The organism is Syntrophomonas wolfei subsp. methylbutyratica (genome assembly GCF_001570625.1).
Lineage (GTDB): Bacteria > Bacillota > Syntrophomonadia > Syntrophomonadales > Syntrophomonadaceae > Syntrophomonas > Syntrophomonas methylbutyratica.
In genome coordinates, this window is sequence record NZ_BBQT01000009.1 from 55,241 (window position 1) to 75,225 (window position 19,985).

A 19,985-nucleotide genomic window follows, 5' to 3' on the forward strand; every position below is an offset into this window, starting at 1 on the left:
TAGAACCCGACCGCTTAGCAGGGGACATATTTAACCTCGTTATAATATAATTTTCACTGCTTCACTATAGAAGCTGTTTTTACATTCTGTTCCCGTCTGGCTTAAACATCTCTGCTCCACAACGAAGCCATAGCCATGCCGCCGCCGACGCATAGCGAAGCCCCGCCCAGGGTCTTACCCTGTTTTTCCAGTTCATAATACATAGATACAATAATTCGCAGTCCAGTGCATCCCACAGGATGACCCAGAGCAATACCGGAACCATTGAGATTGCACTTATTCATATCCAGTTCCATTCCTGATTCTTCTTTCAGCATCCGGCCCACTCCCAGGAACTGAGCGGCAAAAGCTTCGTTAATCTCCCAGTAATCTACATCCTCAAATCTAATCCCGGCCTGTTTTAAACACTTGGGAATGGCTACCGCCGGCCCCAGGCCCATCACCGGAGGTTCAACTCCTTCACCGCAAATGTTTACCAGCTTCATCAAAGGTTTAAGCCCCAGTTCCTTGGCTTTAGCCCGGGACATTACTATGGCTGCAGCGGCACCGTCATTGATTCCCGAGGCATTGGCCGCGGTTACCACCCCGCCTTTTTTAAAAGCCGGAGGCAATTTGGCCATGGTTTCGATACTGGCGTCAGGTATCATGTGTTCATCAGTTTCATAGAACTTGCTGCCTTTTCTGCTTTTGATTTCCACTGGGACTATCTCCCGTTTGAATGTACCATCCTTTACCGCCCGAGTAGCTCGTTGATGGCTCAGTAAAGCCAGTTGGTCGCATTCTTCCCGGGTAATCCCGTATTTCTCGGCCACATTTTCCGCAGTAAGTCCCATATGCCCGGGTACCTGTTCATCTATAAGACCATCATAAAGCATAACATCCTCCAGACTGCCCGGTCCTAAACGGTAACCCATTCTTCCTTTGGGTACCAGATAGGGACAGTTGGTCATGCTTTCCGCACCTACTACCAGCGCTATTTCGGTTTTACCCAGCATAATGTTATGGCAAGCTATTTCCAAAGCCCGCATGGCTGAAGTGCAGTTCTGGTTAACATTTACCGCACCGCTCCGAGCGGGAAGCCCCAACCTGATGGATACCTGCCTAGCGGGCAAAGATCCGCAGCCATGGGGAAATACTTGCCCTACGCATATTTCATCAATTATATCAGCCGTTATGCCTGCCCGAGCAATAGCTTCCCGGCCTACGGTAAGGGAAAGCTCCCGGGAGGATACATCTTTAAGGCTGCCCATAAACCTGCCTATGGCCGTACGGCAGGCGCTAACCATTACAACTTCGTTTAGTTCCATTAGATAACTCCTCCTTATATTCTTATTCTATTTGCCTTTAAATTCCGGCTTGCGCTTTTGCAGGAAGGCATTCATCCCTTCCTTCTGGTCTTCAGTAGAAAATAGAAACGACCATAGCTTTTGCTCAAACACGAGACCGGAAGGCAGGTCTACATTTTCGGCATAATTCAAACACTTCTTGGCTGTCCGCAGGGCTACAGGCGAGCGAGAAGCAAAAGTACGAGCCATTTTCTGTGCTTCTTCCATCAGCTTTTCCCGGGGTAGCACCATGGTCACCAGACCAATCTTAAAAGCGGTATCGCTATCAATGGGGCTGCCGGTAAACAATAAGTGACGGGCCCAGCCCATGCCAACTATCCGTGTCAACCTCTGGCTGGCTCCGGCTCCGGGCATTATGCCCAGGTTGATCTCCGGCAAACCGAAACGGCTCCCTTCAGCCGCCAGGCGGATGTCACATGCCAGAGCCAGTTCACAACCCCCTCCCAGGGCCAAGCCAGCAATAGCAGCTACAACCGGCTTGTCACAATTGGCTATTTTGTCAAAAGCCTGGTGAACCAGGGCCACAAAAGACTCGGCCTGCAGGGTGTTAAGCCCTGAAATATAAGCAATGTCTCCGCCGGCAGCAAAAACCTTCTCTCCCCCGGTAACTATCAGAGCCCTCACTTCGTCATCAACCGCAATCTCATCCATTAAGACAGATAGTTCCAGCATCATCTGATCATTGATTCCATTCATGGTTTCCGGGCGGTTCAAGGTTATAATTCCTACCCCCGCTTCTTTCTGAAACAGCAGAGTTTTGAGCTCCATAATGTTTCTCCCCTTTTTTCCGTTTTATTTATAGTCGTAAAAGCCTTTTCCGCTCTTTACTCCCAGATGCCCGGCCCGTACCTTCTGTTTTAGAGCCAGGGAAGGCCGGTACTTGGAATCACCGAATTCCTGCCAGAAATACTCGCAAACCATAAGCAAAACATCGATTCCCACCAGGTCACACAAAGCCAACGGCCCCATGGGCATATTGGCCCCAAGTTTCATGGCTTTGTCTATTTCCTCCGCCGAAGCTACTCCATCCTGGAAAGCCATGGCCGCCTCATTAATATAGGGAACCAGGATACGGTTGACTATGAAGCCGGGAAACTCCCGCGCCAGAACCGGCTCTTTCTTTAATTTCTTGCATAGCTCCACTATGGCAGACGATACCGCTTCACTGCTCTCAGCTCCGGGTATTACCTCCACCAGTTTCATAACCGGAACCGGGTTGAAAAAATGCATGCCAACAACCCGATCCGGCCTGCCGGTAGCAGCGGCTATTTCCGTAATACTAAGAGCCGAGGTGTTGGAAGCCAGGATAGTGTTTTTCGGACAAATCTCATCCAGTTCTTTGAATACCGCCTTCTTAACCTCGATCTTTTCTACTATCGCCTCGATTACCACATCACAATCTTTAAAATCAGCCATACTATTGCCAGTGGACAGATATCCCTCTCTTTTTTGCATTTCGCTTTCGTCCAATTTGCCTTTTTCCATCGCCTTTTTCCAGGCCTTCTTGACAGCTTTCAAAGCCTTTTCAATTATCGCGGTTTCAATATCCACCAAAATTACCGGAAAACCCGCTTCAGCAGCGACCTGAGCTATTCCAGCTCCCATGGTACCTGCTCCCAGGACACCAATTTTCTTAATTTCCATAACTTTACCCCCTTACTTTATTGCATTCGATTGAGCTTCTTAGAGCTTTCTTCGCCTCCTCTCCTTTATTATTATTGGCATATTTTGGAAAATTCGCTTTGATTATTGCTTGTCAAATTATATAAGCAAATACCATGCCAATAATCTTATAAACGACACAAACCGGCAATAACAGGGGGTTTACGAGGTAGTATAAATTAAAATAGGAGGGTAAGCGTTTGGAATTTCGGCCAAATACTCACCCTCCTGTTGGGGCTTTATGATGCTAAAATATGCCTCGGGGAAGGGTTTTGGCCCTTTGGCCAAAACCTAATGTGCTATTCTACGTAATAAAAAGTCTGACAATAGGGAAGTCGGAACGCAATGGAAACACGGGTATCGGGAAACCGGAAGCGTTAAGACATGAAAACGGTTAATGAATTGATGGAGGTGGCTTTGTTGGGGTGATTAAGGGGTGAGTTAAGTTGCAGTGAATTTATCCTGATTGCAAACTAAGTAAAAAACAAAGGAGAGGAAGCGAGAATGACTGGTAACAAATTTAGCGGGATTGTGTGGAATTGTTCCTGTACAATTTTTCAAGAAAAACATCCAGTGTTAAATCTGCTTGTTCCAATATGCTTTTTAATGTTCCCCGTGCAACTTCCCGATGCATGGGTATAATGGTTGTTCGAATCGGATTGCCTTGTTTAACATATTTTGCATGACTTCCTTTTTGCGAAACCTTTTGAAAGCCAAGGCCGGTCAATACCTTGATAATATCATTTGGAGGAAGCAGGGGATATTTTGAACCCATTAGATGGCAACCTCCAAAGTTGTAATAAAGGTTTGGCGTGAATCAATATCTGGTTGTTCATCTTCATAATAAAGTTCCAGGGCCTCACGTAAATTTTGCAGTGATTCGTCAATTGTCTTACCTTGTGAAGCAACATTATTTTCCAAACATTTGGCTACATACCATGAATCTTCTTTTTGAACAACCACAGTAACTTTAATATTCATCTTGTTTGACACCCCACTTTACTTTTGCATTATTATAGCATATTATAATCAGCCCAGTAATATACGATAAATAGGCAACCTCAAACAAAATCAATGTCTCCCCGTTTACCCCTATTTGCTCTGTTTGCCCTTAACCGGGTGACAACGGAAAGCACGGTGCATGCCCCTTTGAGGGCGATATTTCAAAAACTGGATATTGACCGCCGCACCCGCCTGGCGGAAAAACTGAATAAATTTTTTCAAATCATCGTCCATTATCTTATCCACTCCCGCCATTTCACCCCATCGCTACTGATTTCTGCCCTGCCAGTTACCACATTCTCGCGATAGAACAGCCAGGTAACTCCGTCATCGAAACTGGCCAGTTCTTGACCGGTGTCAGGATCGCTGCGCATGTAAAAATACTTATGATTGCAAAATTCCGAGTATTTTGGCTCTTGTATAGTTGCAATAAGGTCTTCCCAAGTAACTCCATCGGCGCTAACTTCAATTTTCTTGGATTTCGGGTTATTGCGTGTCCACAACCAGGTTGAGCCATCATCGAAACTCACTTGATCTTTGCCGGTTTCCCGATCAATTCGTTTGTAATAATATTTTCCGATAACCACACAATGAACCGGATGGACCGGCACACCATCTATTTCTGTTTTATGCTGCCCATCCGAATAATAAACTTTTCTAATTTCAGAAGAAGAACTATGACCATCATTGTTTGAAGCAGGTTCAGCAATTGTTTCGCCATCATTTACCGGAGTTTTTTCAGACGCCGGTGATGGAGATGCCGGGTTCAATTCCTCAGATTTTTCTGGCAGATAAGAATTTTGGCCGACCGTTGCTTTTGAGCATGCAAACCCGACAGTAACGCCGGCTATAAGCAAAACAGCAACAATGATTACCGGTAAAGAATACTTTTTGATTTTCATAATCGAAGTTATCCTTTCTTCAATGGCAATTTTGCTGAAATTATTGCACAACGGGATCAATCGGCTTTTCTTTTCTTCAAGTCCAATAAGCGCCAGTGCATAAGTTGATTTAGCAGTATCCCCAAACGCCCGCACCACGGACTCGTCACAAGCGAGTTCGATATCCCGGTTTGCCAGCATATACATTACCCATACCAGGGGATTAAACCAATGGATGCATACGGCGGATGTAATCAGCAGTTTTGCCAGCGCGTCAAAACGTCTGATATGTACATACTCGTGGGTCAGTATATATTGCAGTATCGTTTCATCCGTCCAATCCATTGCTTTGGGTAATAGAACCACCGGATGCCGTACCCCATAAGTTAGGGGAGCTTTTATTCTGTCGCTTTGCCTGATTTGAACAGTCCGCCGCAAGGGATGTCGTTGCTGCCAGCGGTTGATAAAATCGTTCTCCACCGGCAGGGCGGTTTGAAATTCTCGGCGGCATTTGATATAGCTAAGCAAGAAAAATATAGTGCAGATACAAATGCCCGCTATCCAAATTGAGATCAGGGGCGACATGGATATGGATATAGTTGAAGCACCAGTAGCAGCAAGTTTCCCCATATCAACTATTTCCATAGCAGGCGTGCCAGTTAAAACAGCAGGCGCAGGGATATACGCCGTTTCCGCAGTAATCGCCCGTCTCAGCATGTCAACGCCGGTATAAAAGCTTAGACGGGACGGAATAGAAAATGGGATCAGCAGACGACAGATTACAACGCCCCATAGGACCAGAAACGTCTTTTTAGGCAGCCGGTGAAGGGCAAACGCGCGGATAATAATCACTGCAATAATCAGAAACGCTGCGGAAAAACTCATCTGAAATATATCCATTCAGGCCACCTCACTTCAAATTGTTGACGATTTGCTTCAGCCTCTCTATCTCCTCCGGGGACAGGTTTTTTCTGCTCAGAAGAGAAGCAAAAAGCAAGTCGGCGGAACCGTCAAACACCTTGTTGATCAGTTCAGTTGTTTCCTGTTCCTGTACCTCCTCCTTGGCGATCAAAGCATGACACATAAAATTAGGCTCGCTGCGCTTAATTGCGCCTTTGGCAATACACCTTTTAATAAGGGTATAAGTCGTATTCACATTCCAACCAACCTGTTTGTTAAGAATATCGGAAATTTTCTTGGCTGTCGTATCTCCTTCCCGCCAAAGGACATCCATAATTTTTAATTCAGAATCGAACAGTTTTATTTCCATAAATGAACCCCCCAGCGCTTTAGTATTTTTCACGATATATCCATACTACTGTAGTCGTACGGAATAGTCAATACTACTAGAGTAGTTTTTCTGAAAATATGCAAAAAGTCTTGACTCAGCAAGAAGGCATACTCACTGAGATTATCCTTCTGATTTGTTCAATAATTCTGCTATAGCCTGGCCATAGGTTTGGTTAGGACTCGCCTCAATCGGATACGACCATGCAAAGTCGTGCTTTTCCAGAGACACCGGGCTCTTGCCGCAGATGCGTCAGCTTCCGGCAATTCTTCCTGATATGGCTTAACTAAATTTGTTTTCATTCTTAATATTTATGATTAAAGCCAAAGCAATGGTTCCATAAGCTACAAAACTCCGAAAGTATTCGCCCAGTGCAGCATTGTTAAATAGATTCTGTCCTGCCTGGGGCGAAACAATAAAAAGAGTGTGAAATAAAAAAATCCCCATTAGTGCATGTCTGATTCTGGCCTTCTTGATACTCGCTCCACCGGCCAGAAGCGCTGCGCAGGAAATAATATCCGCATTCATATGAGCGGTATAGACATCAAACATCCCAATATTCTGTAGGTAGGCCAGTTGCCCGAATGCAGCCAGAATGGTTGATAGGATCATTACTTTTATTCTAATCATATCAGTATTAATTCCCAGAATCTCACTGGTTTGCATATTGGAGCCTACCGCTTTGACTTCCTGCCCAAAACGGGTGTGTAAAATATAAAATATAATTGCAGCGAACAAAAGCACAATAATTATCATAAATAGTGGTATTTCCAGTTCGCCAATTTTAAACAGTCCTAATTTGTCAATGGTATTGCGATACATTCCCAAATCAACTGTATTTCTTACCCCTATTCCCCGCGTAAGTATTATCTCTTTGTTTGCTACCGGAATAAATGTCCCGAAGCCCACCAAAAAAATTAATTGATAAATGCTGTTAAACAAAAACCCTATAATAATCGTAGTGATCATTTCTTTTCCTTTTACCCTATTTAAAATACGACCTATAACATATCCCAATACAAGCGATAATAATACTCCGATAATAATTGCCAGCAATATCCCTTTTATACCCTCTACCTGATAAGCGATCACTATTAATAATGCAGTTTGAATGGCCATGGCACCAACAGTAATGGCAAAGTTAAGGCCCATACCAGCCACTACCGGAATAATAAGTGATAATACCAATATGCCGTCTCTGATAAACCTGGTTACCACCTGATTAAATACAAAACTACCGGTTAGCCCGGAAAATTGCCATGCAAAATAGGAAAGGATTATGAATATTGCCGGGACCATATACTCACTATCTAACAGTCTGCTTGCTTCCTCTTTTATCCTCAACTGTAGATCCCCCGCCTTTCTCTTACCAGTAATGCATATAGAATAATGCCATAGGTAATGAAAGTTCTTAAAATTTCCGTCAGCTCCGGCACCAGTATTTCATTGGCAATAGGAACGCTCAGTAAATACATGGACTGCAGCAAATAGGTACCTAAAATCGCTTCGAATATAAAAGTTTTTTTGCCGGTGCTGCCACCTATCAGTATTGCGGAAACAGCAGGGAAAGCCATTGACAGGGGTTCATCGTAAAGTTGAATGAAGCCGTAGCTTTGAGCATATATACAAATCCCAAAACCGGCAATAATTGTGGAAATAATAATGGCAATCAGACGGGTTTGGGATATATTTATCCCGGACAGTTTTGCAAACGCCTCGTTTTCGCCCACAGCAATAGTTGCCCGGCCGATTTTAGTCCGAAAATACAAATATAAAAACAAACAAATAATTGCAAAAATAACGATTAAACCTACCGGTATTTCAATATTACCAATGCTTATCAAGCCATAGTTATCTAAAATGTGGTTAAAATAATTTTCCAGACTGATTTTTGGTCTTAGGCCTTGTCCGCCTATGGGATAAAGCATTTCGCGGTTTTGGAAGGGGGCCAGTGTCCAAAAATAGTTCATAAGCGGAATAAAAGAGAATCCGATAAAGATACCTGCTATTTCTTCCCTGCCTTTTACTCTGTTTAAAATCAAGCCGTATATCCAACCCAGCAGTGTACAAATCATCAGAGTAAACAATATCGCCATAAAAAATCCGTAAAATCCGGTCATTCTAAAATTAACTGCCAGGCACATACCTACCAGACCGCCAATAATGCCTACCGGAAGACCGAAATTCATCCCGGCTCCCACATTAAGCATGGGTATAAGTGAAAGCACCAGCACACCATTCATGACAAGCTTGACCATGGATTCGTTCATCAGAACAACTAAATCCATATGCAAAATATACGAAAGACCAATTAACAGTATTAAAAAAGCAGAAATAATGATTTGGGGCGGTTTTAATCTATAATTTTTCACAGTCTACCCCTTCTTCCCCGGACAACACTAATCCAAAATCTACATCAGAGGAATCAGGGGATAATATTTTAAATATTTTTCCTTCAACCATGACCGCAATTCGATCACATACCCGTTTCAATTCATCTAATTCACTGGAGGCAATAATTATGGTTGTATTTCTGCTGCGATTGATCTCTATCAACATATTCAATATTTTTTCCTTGGCCGAGATGTCAATGCCTCGTGTTGGCTCTGCTACAAACAACAGCTTCGGATCTACAGTCAATGCCCTGGCAATACAGACTTTTTGCTGGTTGCCGCCGCTCAATTCTTTTACTTTTTGTTTAATGGAAGTGCATTTTATATCAAGATCCAGCATCATTTTATAAACATGAAGGTTGGTTTTGCGGTGATCAATAAAACCTAAAAAGTTAAAGGCAGAATCCCTGATAAACATATTTTTGATCTGATTGCCCGTAAAGATTATATTGCTTTCCAGAGATTGATCAGCCAAAATACCCAATCCTTGTCTATCATCCGGCAATACATACATGCCTTTGATGATATTTGTCCTGGCGTTCATCTTCACTAATTTTTTATCTTCAAAATATACTTCTCCATCTACAGGATACATGTCCATCATGCCATAACCCAGAGCCAATTTGCCATGTCCTGACAAGCTGGTCAAACCCAGTATTTCACCTTTATAGACACTTAAATTAAGATTCTTTACTTCTTCGCCCGGCATTTTTACGGAAAAATCTTTAAAGGTTATAACCGGCTTATTTTCCATCTCTCTTTTTTCTGCTGCTGCTTTATTTATCGTATGTCCGATCATGTCCTGTGCTAAATTATTTACATAGATATTGCCTTTTGCATACTGGGAAACCAGTTTGCCATCCCGCAAAACACTTACTTTATCACATACATACTGTACTTCTTCCAATCGGTGTGAAATGAATATTATTCCGATTTTATGGTCAGACATATCCTTTAGAATTTCGATCAGCTTTAAACCATCGTTTTTATTAAGAACCGCAGTCGGCTCATCCAATATCAAGAGTTTTAAGTCGGTGCGATCAATTTCCCGGGCTATCTCAATAAACTGTCTGATGTTTACGGATAGATTTATGATTTTAATGCCTACATCTACACTTATTCCCAGTCTTCTTAAAGTCTGCCCGGCATTTTCATAATCTTGTTTCCGGTCAATAAAAGAATATTTCCTGCCAAACAACCGGTCAGTAAGAGAGTGTGTATTTTCTCGGCCCAGCTTGATATTTTCCCCTACCGTCATATCGGGAATTAAGGCAAATTCCTGGTGAACCATGCCAATCCCCTGGCGAATTGCCTCTGCACAATTTTTGAAGTTTACTTTATTTCCCCTAAAAGATATTTGTCCTTGATATCCGCCGGTTTCGCGTATAATAGGGTTCCCAAACAAAATATTCATCAAGGTAGTCTTGCCTGACCCGTTAGCCCCTACAATACCGTGTATTTCCCCGGCTTTTACAGATAAATTAATATTGCTCAAAGCAGGAATACCATTATAGCTTTTATTTAGATTGACTATTTCTAAAATGTTTTCCATTGATTACTCCGATGCTTTAATAAAAGTTTACTAAAATAAAAAAGAAGTCAGGCTGTCTCTGTATATAATAAGACAGCCTGAACGATGGTATTAGCAGTTAGTATAGTATAGTTTTCATAATCATAACAAAGTAATTGTCAAGCTCAGGGCTATCGGCTTTAGCTTTGAACTTGCTGAAGCTGACTTCACTGCCCATAACTTCCTTGGCAAACTGGTTCAGGTTATTGACATCTTTGTAATTAAAGCTGGGATCTTCTATCATTTTCTTGGCCAGCTCAACTGCAAACTGGGGCATGAATACCGTGGCCGGCACTCGCCATCCGCCTAATCTGCCTGTCATTCCGGCCGCAGCAGCTTTTTCCGAGATCATACTATTGACTTTGGAAAAATTCCAGGCATCGGCTTCCGAAATCTGCAAGCCCAATACGGTTGGGTAGGCCTGCAGGGGTGTCGGGCAGCATTGCTCAACTACCGTGTACTTCAGTTTAAATGCTTCATCAATTATTACATCATACATAGGACAATTACTGCCAAATATATTGGTGTCCGGCCCATATTTAGCTATTTGCCGGGGAATATCTTCCCTCAGGAATTGAAGCATCGGTCCGGTGCCGTTGCCGGTTTGGGGATCGGGAGTAGCAACTTCGACCCACTGCATGCCTAATTCTTTGCAAGTCTTCTCCATGGCATCTTTTCTTTGGGAGATTACTTCTTTAGCCAGATGGGTAGGGAATGAATAATGAATCATAGTTTTGTCACCTATCTCATGAGCCTTTTGGGCAATAGTGACGCCTCTTCTTACCCAATCCGTATCCAGGTTAACGTCTACATATTTTGACATCAAGGCGGGATCATCCCATATAGGAGCAGTCATAGTGATAATATCCGGTCTTTTTTCTTCCACCTTTTGCAGAGCTGGCAATAAACCGGCTTGTCCGGATATTACAATGATGGCTTTCATTTTCGGCTCATCAGCCAGAGAGGTAATTTGACTTAAGCCTGTCTCAATCTCAGTAGAGAAATTTTCCGGTAAAGTAATATGCTTAACCATGTCTGGGTACTTTTTGGCCATTTGTTCGGCTGCTCTAAACTCATCTTCGCTGGTTGACAATGTTGGCGTAACTACTCCAATTTTGTAATCAGCAAGCTTTTTAACTTCTTTATTAGTTGTAGTTGTTTGCTTTGTACACCCAGTTATCAGGGTTGTCATCAATAAAACAACTAGCAGCAGTGAAGTGATTTTTTTCAATTCTCTTTCCTCCCCATGTTAAATATTCGATTTCCTGACCTTTAACCAAACAACGATCGACTAAATACCATCATCAGCTAATTAAAACGCCCTTATTCCTTGTTAATTGCCAGGGTCGATTTTAGTTTCCTTAAATACATACCCCCTTGATAATAACAATTAGTTATGTATTATATTCCCCTTTATAATTAACATGATTGTAGCCTAAACGAGAATATGCGTCAATAGTCGACCATAAACATATTACGGTCATTGGAAAAATGTAAATTGGAGGGTAATGCCTAATCGTCTTATGCGAAGATTGTCTGATTGGTTTTTTACATGGAGAATAAAATTTCCCAATGCATTGGCGGTGGGCAGGTGTTGACATCTGAACTAAAACAGGGCCGGCTCACGAGCCGGCCCTGTTTTTTGCTGTATTTGCTTAATTGCATCCATCTCTCTACCACTCAGGGGGTAGTTTTCTTAACTGGGCCAGGTTGAAGACCGGCCCATCAAGACAGATATACTCGCTGCCGATATTGCAGCGCCCGCATTTGCCTATGCCGCACTTCATGCGCATTTCCAGGGTGGTTATGACCTGTTCGTCATTGTAGCCCATCTTCTCCAGGGACTTAAGAGCAAACTTTATCATTATCGGGGGGCCGCAGATTACTGCCACCTTGCCCTCCGGAGCCGGTTTCAACTCTTCCAGGTAGGAAGGAATCAAGCCTACATGGCCATCCCAGCCCTCCTCCGGCCTATCCAGGGTGGTAAAAACCTCGGTATCCTTTTCTTTAGGCCACAGCTCAAAGAGCTCATCCTTGAAGCAGAGGTCGGCATAGCTCCGGGCCCCGTATAGAACCTGAATCTTGCCATAATCGGCGCGGTGTTTCAAGCAATATTTTATAAAGGAACGCAAGGGAGCCAATCCAATACCTCCGGCGATAAAGAGCATATCCTTGCCCTGGCAGGCTTCCACCGGGAAACCGTTGCCATAGGGACCGCGGACGCCTATTTTATGGCCCACCCCCACGCTATGCAGTTCATCGGTCATCAGCCCTACTCTTCTTATAGCAAACTGCAAGTGCTCTTTTTCCTCCTGCCAGGAGACCGAGAACATCCCTTCCCCTACCGGCAAGAGAGAAACCATGGCCAGTTGCCCGGGCTTTACATCAAAGGGAACCCCGTTTTCGTTGCGGACATGAAAGGTCTTAACATCCGGGGTTTCATCAATTATTTTTACTATTTCCACGATTTGGGGAACCAGAGGGTTTTCACAATTGCAATTATGCACTCCACTCCGCCTCCTTTGCCGCTGTGATAATCTTGCTGATGTCAATCCCGGCGGGGCAGGCAATTATACAACGCCCGCAGCCGGTACAGAGAGGCATGCCATAGCGCTCGTTGAAAAATTCCAGTTTGTGCAGGAAGCGGTTGCGGAATCTCTCTGTAGCCGATGCCCGGGGATTATGACCGCCGGCCATCAAGGTATATTCACCATACATGCAGGAATCCCAGCAGCGAAAACGGTAACCCGCCTCACCCTGGTTTTTGACCTGTATATCAAAACAGTAGCAGCTGGGGCAGAGATAGGTACAGATGCCACAGGTCTGGCAGGCATCGGAAAGCTCCTCCCAGAGAGGAGAAGAGAAAACCTGGCTCAGCTTTTCCGCTACCCCTTCCATATCTACTTGCCGCTCGAAAGCCTGGCTCTGAGGTAAAGGAAGCTCCTTTTCCTCCAGAAATTCCGCCAGCTGCCGGCTCAGTTCCTCACCGGCCGGGGTCCTGGCCTCCCAAATAAAATATTCCGTACCCGTGTCGCGGATGATGGCATCGGCTCCGGCCGGTTCCAGGGGGTTGACTCCCATGGAGCTGCAGAAGCAATTGGCCCCCGGTTTATAGCAGGCGCTGGCTACGATAGTGGTATTATCCCGCCGGGCTTTATAGAATTCATCGACAAAGCCCCGGGTCAGAAAAGCCTGATCCAGGCAGTTTATGGCCTGCAAATCGCAGGCTCTGATGCCAAATATCACCCGGGCTTGGCTTTCCTCATAGACTTCGCTTATGGCTACTCCGCCTTCCTCCTGCCGGAAGCTGTACATCTTCTCCGTCTGGGGCAGAAGCACTTGCTTGGGGGGCAGGTAGACATTCAAAAGGTCCAGGGCCAGCTGGTCACTCGCCTGGTCAAAGCTCTTCCAGGAATAAAAGCCGCTCTGCTCTTTTTTTTGCAGGGGAACAAAGAGCTCCGACTGTTGCGCCAGTTTATCGAAAACCGCAGGTAGTTTGTTCTTGTTTAAAACCTTCACTCCACTCACCCCCTATATAAAGTCATCCGGGTCGTTTTCCTGATAGACGCTCAAGGGCGGTTTAGCCCCTTCCACATATTGCATCCCGGCCTCATAAGGTCCGAAGAAATTATCCACATCTTTAATAAGCTTTTGGTTGATAAGCATCAGCGGGATATTCACCGGGCAAACCCGCTCGCATTCGCCGCATTCGATGCAGCGCCCCGCCATGTGGGAAGCCCGCACCAAATGATACATCATATTATCGCTGATACTGGTCTCGCGTCCTACCCACTGCGGTTTGGTTTCATCAAATATACAAGTGCGGCAGTTGCAGGCTACGCAGGCCTGGCGGCAAGCATAGCAGCGTATGCAGCGGGACAGTATATCTTCAAAAAAGCGGTAGCGTTCATCCGGGGATAGCTGTTCCAGTTCCCTGACCCGGGCAAAGCGCTCTCCTTGCACCCGTGGCGGCTGCTCTTCCCCCAATAGTTCATCATAAATAACCGGGTTGGGTTGGATGCAGTTTTCGCACTTGGCAGCCAGCGGAGCCGCCTCCGGATTCCGGTTGAAGCCGGAGTAGTCGCGCATAGCCTGCAGCGGGTCTTTCATCCCCGGGCAGCACACCCCCACGATATAAAGCCGGTCCCGCTCTATCTGCCCGTCCTCTAAAAGTCTTACCACTCCCCGGGAATCGCAGCCCTTAACCACCAGCCCGATTTTCTCCTGCCGGTCCCGGAACTTGAGCAGGGCATTGGACAGGTTGTGAATAGAATATTCATCAAAAATAATCCGCTCTACATCCTCTACCCGGCGGGCAAAAAACGGCTTGCTTTGAAAGGGCAAGTCCCCTTTCTCCCAGGCCATAAATAAATCTACTTCCCCGTTTTGCAGGAGCCGGGCGGCAATTTCTCTTATTTTACCGGTAATATCCATCATTTTGCCTCCCTTAGCTTGTAATTGGGCCCCAGCTTTTTCACATCTTCCACCAGTTTTTGCATGGTCTGCTGAAATTTGATGCCCTCAGCACCGGATATCCAGGCGGTCTGGTATCGACCCGCTTCAATACCCAGGTATTCCATAAGGCTCTTCATTATGGTGTGCCGGCGGCGGTTATAGTAATTGCCACTACCATAGTGGCATTCGCCCGGGTGTCAGCCGGATAGCAAGACCCCATCAGCTCCCCGGTTGAAGGCCCGCAAAACCAGCAAGGGGTCCATGCGGCCGGAGCAGGGGGTTCTGATGATGCGGACATCAGCCGGGTACTCCAGGTGATTCAAACCGGCCAAATCTGCCGCCGCATAACTGCACCAGTTGCAGGCAAACACGATTATTTTAGGCTGCCATTGACTTTTATCTATAGACACAGGGCATCCACCTCCGCTACCAGTTGATCATTGGTAAATCCTTTCAGGTTGAGCGCCAGGGTACGGCAGGCCGGCAAACAGGCCCCGCAGCCCTGACACAGGCTGCTGTTCACCTGGGCTGCATTGCGGGTAAAGGGACCATGATGACCCCGTTCCTGTATGGGCTCCAGGGAAATTGCATTATAGGGACAAATAGGAACACAGAAGCCGCAGCCTGAACACTTGCTGACATCCACCTGGGTCACCATGGGTTCGGTGGCCAGCTCGTTTTTGGAAAAGAGCCCGCAGATCTTTACCGCAGCCGCACTGGCCTGGGCTACCGTATCCGGGATATCCTTGGGACCCTGGCAGCAACCGGCCAGGTATACCCCGGCGGCAAAGGTTTCCACCGGCTGCAGCTTGGGATGGGCTTCCTGGTAGAAGCCATCCTTGTCGCTGGAAAAGCCGATGGCTTTGGCCAGGGCTCCCGCTCCCTCGGAAGGCACCATGGCGGTAGCCAATACCACCAAATCCGCTTCCACTTCCAGAGGCCGCCCTAAAAGGGTGTCCTCGGATTTAAGCACCAGCCGCTCTCCCCGGGGATAGATCTTGCTGACCCGCCCCCGGATATACTTGGCTCCAGCATTCAGGGAACGCTGGTAGAATTCTTCATAGTTCTTTCCGGCCGTCCGCACATCCATATAGAATACATAGGCTTCACTGTCTTCTATCTTATCCTTTACCTGGTAGGCATGTTTGGCCGTATACATGCAACAGGCCCGTGAGCAATAGGATTTGCCCTTGGTATCATCACGCGAACCCACGCATTTGATAAAAGCCACGCTCTTAGGCTCTTTGCCATCCGAAGGGCGTTGAACCTTGCCCCCGGTAGGCCCCCCGGCGCTGACCAGTCTTTCAAAATGCAGGCTGCTGATTACATCCGGGTATTTGCCATAACCATATTCGCCGTATGCTTCTTCCCACTTGAAAAGGTCATAACCGGTAGCCATGACAATAGCCCCGACTTCTACCTCCTGGTATTCTTCCTTATCATCAAACCTGATGGCCTGGGCCGGGCATAATTTTTCGCAAACCCCGCATTTGCCGCTGGTAAGCTTGGTGCAATTCTGGGCATCGATGTAAAACTTGCCCGGTACCGCCTGGGGATAAACCTTGTGAATGGCGGTTCTCAGTCCCAGGCCCAGGTCAAACTCATCCTTTAGCTTTTTAGTGGGGCATTTCTCCGCACAGGTACCGCAACCGGTACAGAGATCCCAATCCACATATTTGGGTTTCTTCTTTATAGTTGCTTTAAAATTGCCGATATAGCCTTTTACCTGGGTGACCTCGGCATAAGTTATCATTTCAATGTTAGGATGCTGTGCCACAGCAACCATCTTGGGGGTGCCAATTCAGGCGGCGCAGTCCATAGTGGGGAAGGTTTTGTCCAGCTGGGTCATCTTGCCCCCGATACTGGCCTCCTTTTCCACCAGAATCACCTGGTGTCCGGCCTCGGCTATATCCAAAGCCGCCTGCATCCCGGCGATTCCGCCTCCGATGACCAGGGCTTTCCGGGTAACCGGGATGGTGGAAACCTGTAAAGGCTGGTTGCGCAGAACCTTGCTCACCGCCATCCGCACCAGAGCTATCGCCTTTTGAGTGGCCTGCTCCCGGTCGTGGTGAACCCAGGAATCCTGCTCCCGGATGTTTACCATTTCAAACATATAAGCATTGATGCCTCCGTCTTCCACGGCTTTGCGGAAGGTCTTCTCATGCATGCGCGGCGAACAGGAAGCTATCACTACCTGTTCCAATTCCTGCTCCTTAATGGCGTTTCTCACCAATTCCTGCCCTGGATCGGAGCACATGTATTTGTAGGTAGTGGCAAAAACCACCCCGGGAAACTGCCGTGCGGCTGCGGCTACTTTTTCTGTATCCACCACCGATGCAATATTGGTTCCACAATCGCAAACAAATACGCCTACTCGTTTTTTCACTCTCCGTCCCCCCTTAGGTTCTAATTATGATTCTTGCGCTTTCTGGCGTTTTTTCAGCTCGCCGGTGACAAAAGCTTCGGCAGCTTTGGCGGCCTTGTCTTTATCTGTAATCATAAGCTCTGCCAGGCGCGCGGTTTTTTTCTCATCCCCGCTTACCACCTGGGCCAGTATGGCCGCTCTCTCTTCATCCTCAATCAGGCGGGCGGCTACCTTTTCCGGGCTCTTTTCCCAGGCCTTTATCATGGCCGTTATCTTCTTCTGCAGGGCTCCATCATCAACCGCCTCGGCTGCAGCCGGGGCGGCCGCCTGGGCCTGAGTTGGAGCAGCCTTGCTTCCCTTATCCCCTACTTCAGCCAGCGTTGCTGCTGCTTCTACAGCTGGAGCCGCTTTCTCTTTGGTTTCAGCTTTTGCTGCTGCTTCCGCTGCTGGAGCCGCTTTCTTTTCGTCTCCGGCTTTCGCCATGGCTTCTGCTTCTGAAGCCTCTTTCTTTTTGGCCTTATCCTGGGCCGCCTTCTTTGCCTGTGCAGCCCGCGCAGCCTTTTTAGCCTGCTCCGCTTCCAAACGCGCCGCCTCTTCAGCTTCTATCCGGGCGGCCTTCTCCGGCAAGGAGGCCAGGTAGCTTTCCGCCTCCACGAAATGACGGTGAACTCCTACATCCCGGGGTGAATCACCACAGGCAATAGCCAGGAGTTCGGTAATATAATAAACCGGTATATCCAAACGCTGGTTAAAAGCCTTTTCCACCCCACGCCGGCGCATATCCAGGTTCATCATGCACAAGGGGCAAGCGGTGACCAGGCACTCTGCTCCAGCTTCGCGGGCATTTCTTATTACTTCATAAATCATGCGATAACCCACATCAGGCCGGGAAGTAGCCAGGGCGGCACCACAACACTCTGTTTTAAAAGACCATTCCACACTTTCCGCCCCCAGGGCCTGCATAATCAGATCCATGGAGCGGGGGTCTTCATTATCATCAAAACCGGTATGCTCCTGCGGCCTTACCAAGAGACAGCCATAATAACAAGCAGCTTTCATGGCTTTCAGCGGCTGGCTCACTTTTTCCCGGAGCTTTTCCAGCCCCACTTTATTTACTATCAGCTCCAATATGGATAGAGTCTGGTTGCTGGCCGCGTAATCCATTTCAATCACTGCCGTGATTTTTTCCTGCATCTTGCGGTCATGGCGCACCACATGTTCCGTATTACGAAAACGATTATAACAGGCTGCACAGGGCGCCAGTACATCCAAACCGGTCTTTTCTGCCAGGGCCAGATTCCGGGCGGGCAGGGCCAGGGAAAGAAGCTTGTTGGTATTATGACCCGAAGTAGCCCCACAGCAATTCCAATCTTCTATCTCCAAGAGTTCCACTCCCAGCAATTCCGCCGTTCTTTTGGTGGAAAGCCCGTATTCAATGGCGCTGCCATCCAGGGAGCAGCCAGGATAATAAGCCAGTTTCATCCTACTCACCTCCCGGGTTCTCAGCCCGCTCAAATATTTTCTTAATCGCTTCTCTTCCCTTAATCTTCTCCGGGAAGAAACTCAACTTGCCTTTTTGCATCATGGGCAGGCCCAGTTCCGCATCTTTGAACAACTGCCCGGTAAATAGATTATGCTGCAATAATAAACCGGCTTCGTAGGTCCGGCCGAAATTCTTTACCCCGCTTAAGAAAGCCCGGTTGAACACCGCTACTTTCCGGTCGGTAATTCTGCCCTGTTTCAGGGCCTCCCGGCGCAGGGCATCCATCAGGGAAGCAATGTCCACGCCCCGGGGACAACGGGCCGAACAGGTTTCACAGCTGGCACATATCCATATGCTTTCGGTCGACAAGGCCTCCTCCAGCAAGCCCAGCTGCAGCAAGCGTATCACCTGGCGCGGTGTCTGATCCATGGCAAAGCCCACCGGGCAGCCGGCGGAACATTTGCCGCACTGGTAGCAGAGGTTAACTTCCGTCCCCGCCTCTTCTTCCAAGTGTTTTAGCAATGCTCTATCTGATTGAGTAGCGGGAAGCAATTGCAACGCATTCCCCATTATTGTCTCCCCCTCACTGGTAAAATTAGCTTCTTTAAGCGAAAATAGCACTTTGGATACAAAATACTAGCTTTTTAGCTTTTTTTCATTACTCCATGCCTCATAATATAGGAATTATTTAGAGAATTCAACACACTTAATCTGGATATATAGTTCACTTTAAGCAATTCCCTGGGTCAGCATGATACTTTATTATAATACAAATATGCGTCATATTTATGTTAATAATATGTTAATAATCATATAATAACGGTTTAGAGAGTAAAAAGTATATGCTAATTGAAATATGATTAGTAAGAAAAGGGTGTCAAAGGGACGGTCCTTTTGACACCACACTCCTCCCCTGTCACCCATAATATATGCCTGGGCAAACGATTGACAATGCACTAGTATAATAATACAATGTACGCGAAAGGAGTTGCATTATATGGCTAAAACCACAAACATCAGCATCCGCATGGATAAAGATCTGAAAGAAAGGGCAGACGCAGTGTTTAATGAAATGGGGATGAACATGACAACAGCTTTTAACATCTTCGTTCGCCAAACTCTACGTCAAGGCAAAATCCCTTTTGAAATTTATGCCGACCCATTTTATAGTGAAAGAAACATGAACGCACTTCATCAATCTATTCAAGAGGCGGAGGAAGGGAAGTTTGTTACAAAAACATTGGATGAACTCCTGGCAATGGAAAAATGAAAATAAACTTTACGGAAATCGGATGGGCGGATTATCTTTATTGGCAAATGCAAGGTAAAAAAACAATGAAACGGATAAATCAGCTAATAAAGGATATAGAGCGTAATGGCGGCTTAAATGGGATAGGCAGACCTGAACCTTTAAAGGGGAATTTGACCGGGTGGTGCTCACGCAGGATAGATGATACCAACCGCCTTGTTTATCGTCTGCGTGATGATTCTTGGGAAATTGGCCAGTGTCGAGGACACTATAGTAATAAGTGATAAAGTT

General features: G+C 46.4%; 21 protein-coding genes. 2 read left to right on the plus strand and 19 right to left on the minus strand.

What is annotated here, in order from left to right; translation table 11 throughout:
* Window positions 1–101: 101 nt before the first annotated feature.
* The 19 genes from AWB54_RS08325 to AWB54_RS08420 form a co-directional block, all read right to left on the minus strand.
* A complete protein-coding gene (locus AWB54_RS08325; protein ID WP_061214154.1) occupies window positions 102–1,307 on the minus strand; it encodes a thiolase family protein in 1,206 nt (401 codons plus the stop codon).
* A 27-nt stretch (window positions 1,308–1,334) separates the two neighbouring features.
* Window positions 1,335–2,114 carry an enoyl-CoA hydratase/isomerase family protein gene (locus AWB54_RS08330; protein ID WP_061214155.1) on the minus strand — a complete coding sequence of 260 codons (780 nt, stop codon included), beginning with the start codon at window positions 2,112–2,114 and terminating at the stop codon, window positions 1,335–1,337.
* Between the two features lie 24 nt (window positions 2,115–2,138).
* The gene (locus AWB54_RS08335; protein ID WP_061214156.1) at window positions 2,139–2,990 is read right to left on the minus strand and encodes a 3-hydroxyacyl-CoA dehydrogenase family protein; all 852 of its coding nucleotides are present in this window, start codon (window positions 2,988–2,990) and stop codon (window positions 2,139–2,141) included.
* A 538-nt stretch (window positions 2,991–3,528) separates the two neighbouring features.
* On the minus strand, window positions 3,529–3,783 hold the full coding sequence (locus AWB54_RS08340; RefSeq protein ID WP_061214157.1) for a type II toxin-antitoxin system HicA family toxin: 255 nt from the start codon (window positions 3,781–3,783) through the stop codon (window positions 3,529–3,531).
* Window positions 3,783–3,989, minus strand: a complete 207-nt coding sequence (locus AWB54_RS08345) for a type II toxin-antitoxin system HicB family antitoxin (protein WP_061214158.1) — start codon at window positions 3,987–3,989, stop codon at window positions 3,783–3,785. Before AWB54_RS08345 ends, AWB54_RS08340 begins: the two co-directional genes overlap by 1 nt.
* Before the next feature lie 111 nt (window positions 3,990–4,100).
* Entirely contained in the window at window positions 4,101–4,256 is a 156-nt protein-coding gene (locus AWB54_RS15925) for a hypothetical protein (RefSeq protein WP_160328932.1), read from the minus strand.
* Window positions 4,244–5,791, minus strand: a complete 1,548-nt coding sequence (locus AWB54_RS08350; RefSeq protein ID WP_061214159.1) for a M56 family metallopeptidase — start codon at window positions 5,789–5,791, stop codon at window positions 4,244–4,246. The genes AWB54_RS15925 and AWB54_RS08350 overlap by 13 nt, the downstream gene beginning before the upstream one ends.
* A gap of 10 nt (window positions 5,792–5,801) precedes the next feature.
* Window positions 5,802–6,161 carry a BlaI/MecI/CopY family transcriptional regulator gene (locus AWB54_RS08355; protein ID WP_061214160.1) on the minus strand — a complete coding sequence of 120 codons (360 nt, stop codon included), beginning with the start codon at window positions 6,159–6,161 and terminating at the stop codon, window positions 5,802–5,804.
* A 300-nt stretch (window positions 6,162–6,461) separates the two neighbouring features.
* Entirely contained in the window at window positions 6,462–7,523 is a 1,062-nt protein-coding gene (locus AWB54_RS08360) for an ABC transporter permease subunit (RefSeq protein ID WP_235811132.1), read from the minus strand.
* The gene (locus AWB54_RS08365; protein ID WP_061214161.1) at window positions 7,520–8,551 is read right to left on the minus strand and encodes an ABC transporter permease subunit; all 1,032 of its coding nucleotides are present in this window, start codon (window positions 8,549–8,551) and stop codon (window positions 7,520–7,522) included. Before AWB54_RS08365 ends, AWB54_RS08360 begins: the two co-directional genes overlap by 4 nt.
* Window positions 8,538–10,124 carry a sugar ABC transporter ATP-binding protein gene (locus AWB54_RS08370; RefSeq protein ID WP_061214162.1) on the minus strand — a complete coding sequence of 529 codons (1,587 nt, stop codon included), beginning with the start codon at window positions 10,122–10,124 and terminating at the stop codon, window positions 8,538–8,540. The genes AWB54_RS08365 and AWB54_RS08370 overlap by 14 nt, the downstream gene beginning before the upstream one ends.
* Window positions 10,125–10,221: 97 nt before the next feature.
* Window positions 10,222–11,373: a DUF3798 domain-containing protein gene (locus AWB54_RS08375; protein ID WP_061214163.1), complete on the minus strand. Its 1,152-nt coding sequence runs from the start codon at window positions 11,371–11,373 to the stop codon at window positions 10,222–10,224.
* Between the two features lie 442 nt (window positions 11,374–11,815).
* Window positions 11,816–12,649 carry an FAD/NAD(P)-binding protein gene (locus AWB54_RS08380; RefSeq protein ID WP_061214164.1) on the minus strand — a complete coding sequence of 278 codons (834 nt, stop codon included), beginning with the start codon at window positions 12,647–12,649 and terminating at the stop codon, window positions 11,816–11,818.
* Window positions 12,642–13,661, minus strand: a complete 1,020-nt coding sequence (locus AWB54_RS08385; protein WP_061214165.1) for a 4Fe-4S dicluster domain-containing protein — start codon at window positions 13,659–13,661, stop codon at window positions 12,642–12,644. The genes AWB54_RS08380 and AWB54_RS08385 overlap by 8 nt, the downstream gene beginning before the upstream one ends.
* 12 nt (window positions 13,662–13,673) lie before the next feature.
* Window positions 13,674–14,579 (minus strand): 4Fe-4S dicluster domain-containing protein, encoded by a 906-nt coding sequence (locus AWB54_RS08390; protein ID WP_235811133.1) that lies wholly within the window; start codon window positions 14,577–14,579, stop codon window positions 13,674–13,676.
* A complete protein-coding gene (locus AWB54_RS15330) occupies window positions 14,576–15,007 on the minus strand; it encodes a hydrogenase iron-sulfur subunit (protein WP_153014691.1) in 432 nt (143 codons plus the stop codon). The genes AWB54_RS08390 and AWB54_RS15330 overlap by 4 nt, the downstream gene beginning before the upstream one ends.
* Window positions 14,998–16,983, minus strand: a complete 1,986-nt coding sequence (locus tag AWB54_RS08405) for a CoB--CoM heterodisulfide reductase iron-sulfur subunit A family protein (RefSeq protein WP_082736101.1) — start codon at window positions 16,981–16,983, stop codon at window positions 14,998–15,000. Before AWB54_RS08405 ends, AWB54_RS15330 begins: the two co-directional genes overlap by 10 nt.
* 24 nt (window positions 16,984–17,007) lie before the next feature.
* Window positions 17,008–18,444 (minus strand): CoB--CoM heterodisulfide reductase iron-sulfur subunit B family protein, encoded by a 1,437-nt coding sequence (locus AWB54_RS08415; RefSeq protein WP_061214170.1) that lies wholly within the window; start codon window positions 18,442–18,444, stop codon window positions 17,008–17,010.
* Window position 18,445: 1 nt separating this feature from the next.
* Complete coding sequence (locus tag AWB54_RS08420; protein WP_011639840.1) at window positions 18,446–19,015, minus strand: 4Fe-4S dicluster domain-containing protein; 570 nt, start codon at window positions 19,013–19,015, stop codon at window positions 18,446–18,448.
* A gap of 427 nt (window positions 19,016–19,442) precedes the next feature.
* Here AWB54_RS08420 and AWB54_RS08425 point away from each other — a divergent pair, with 427 nt between their 5' ends.
* Together AWB54_RS08425 and AWB54_RS08430 are read left to right on the plus strand one after the other, a co-directional pair.
* A complete protein-coding gene (locus AWB54_RS08425; RefSeq protein WP_061214171.1) occupies window positions 19,443–19,715 on the plus strand; it encodes a type II toxin-antitoxin system RelB/DinJ family antitoxin in 273 nt (90 codons plus the stop codon).
* Window positions 19,712–19,978, plus strand: a complete 267-nt coding sequence (locus AWB54_RS08430; protein WP_061214172.1) for a Txe/YoeB family addiction module toxin — start codon at window positions 19,712–19,714, stop codon at window positions 19,976–19,978. The genes AWB54_RS08425 and AWB54_RS08430 overlap by 4 nt, the downstream gene beginning before the upstream one ends.
* Window positions 19,979–19,985: the final 7 nt, after the last annotated feature.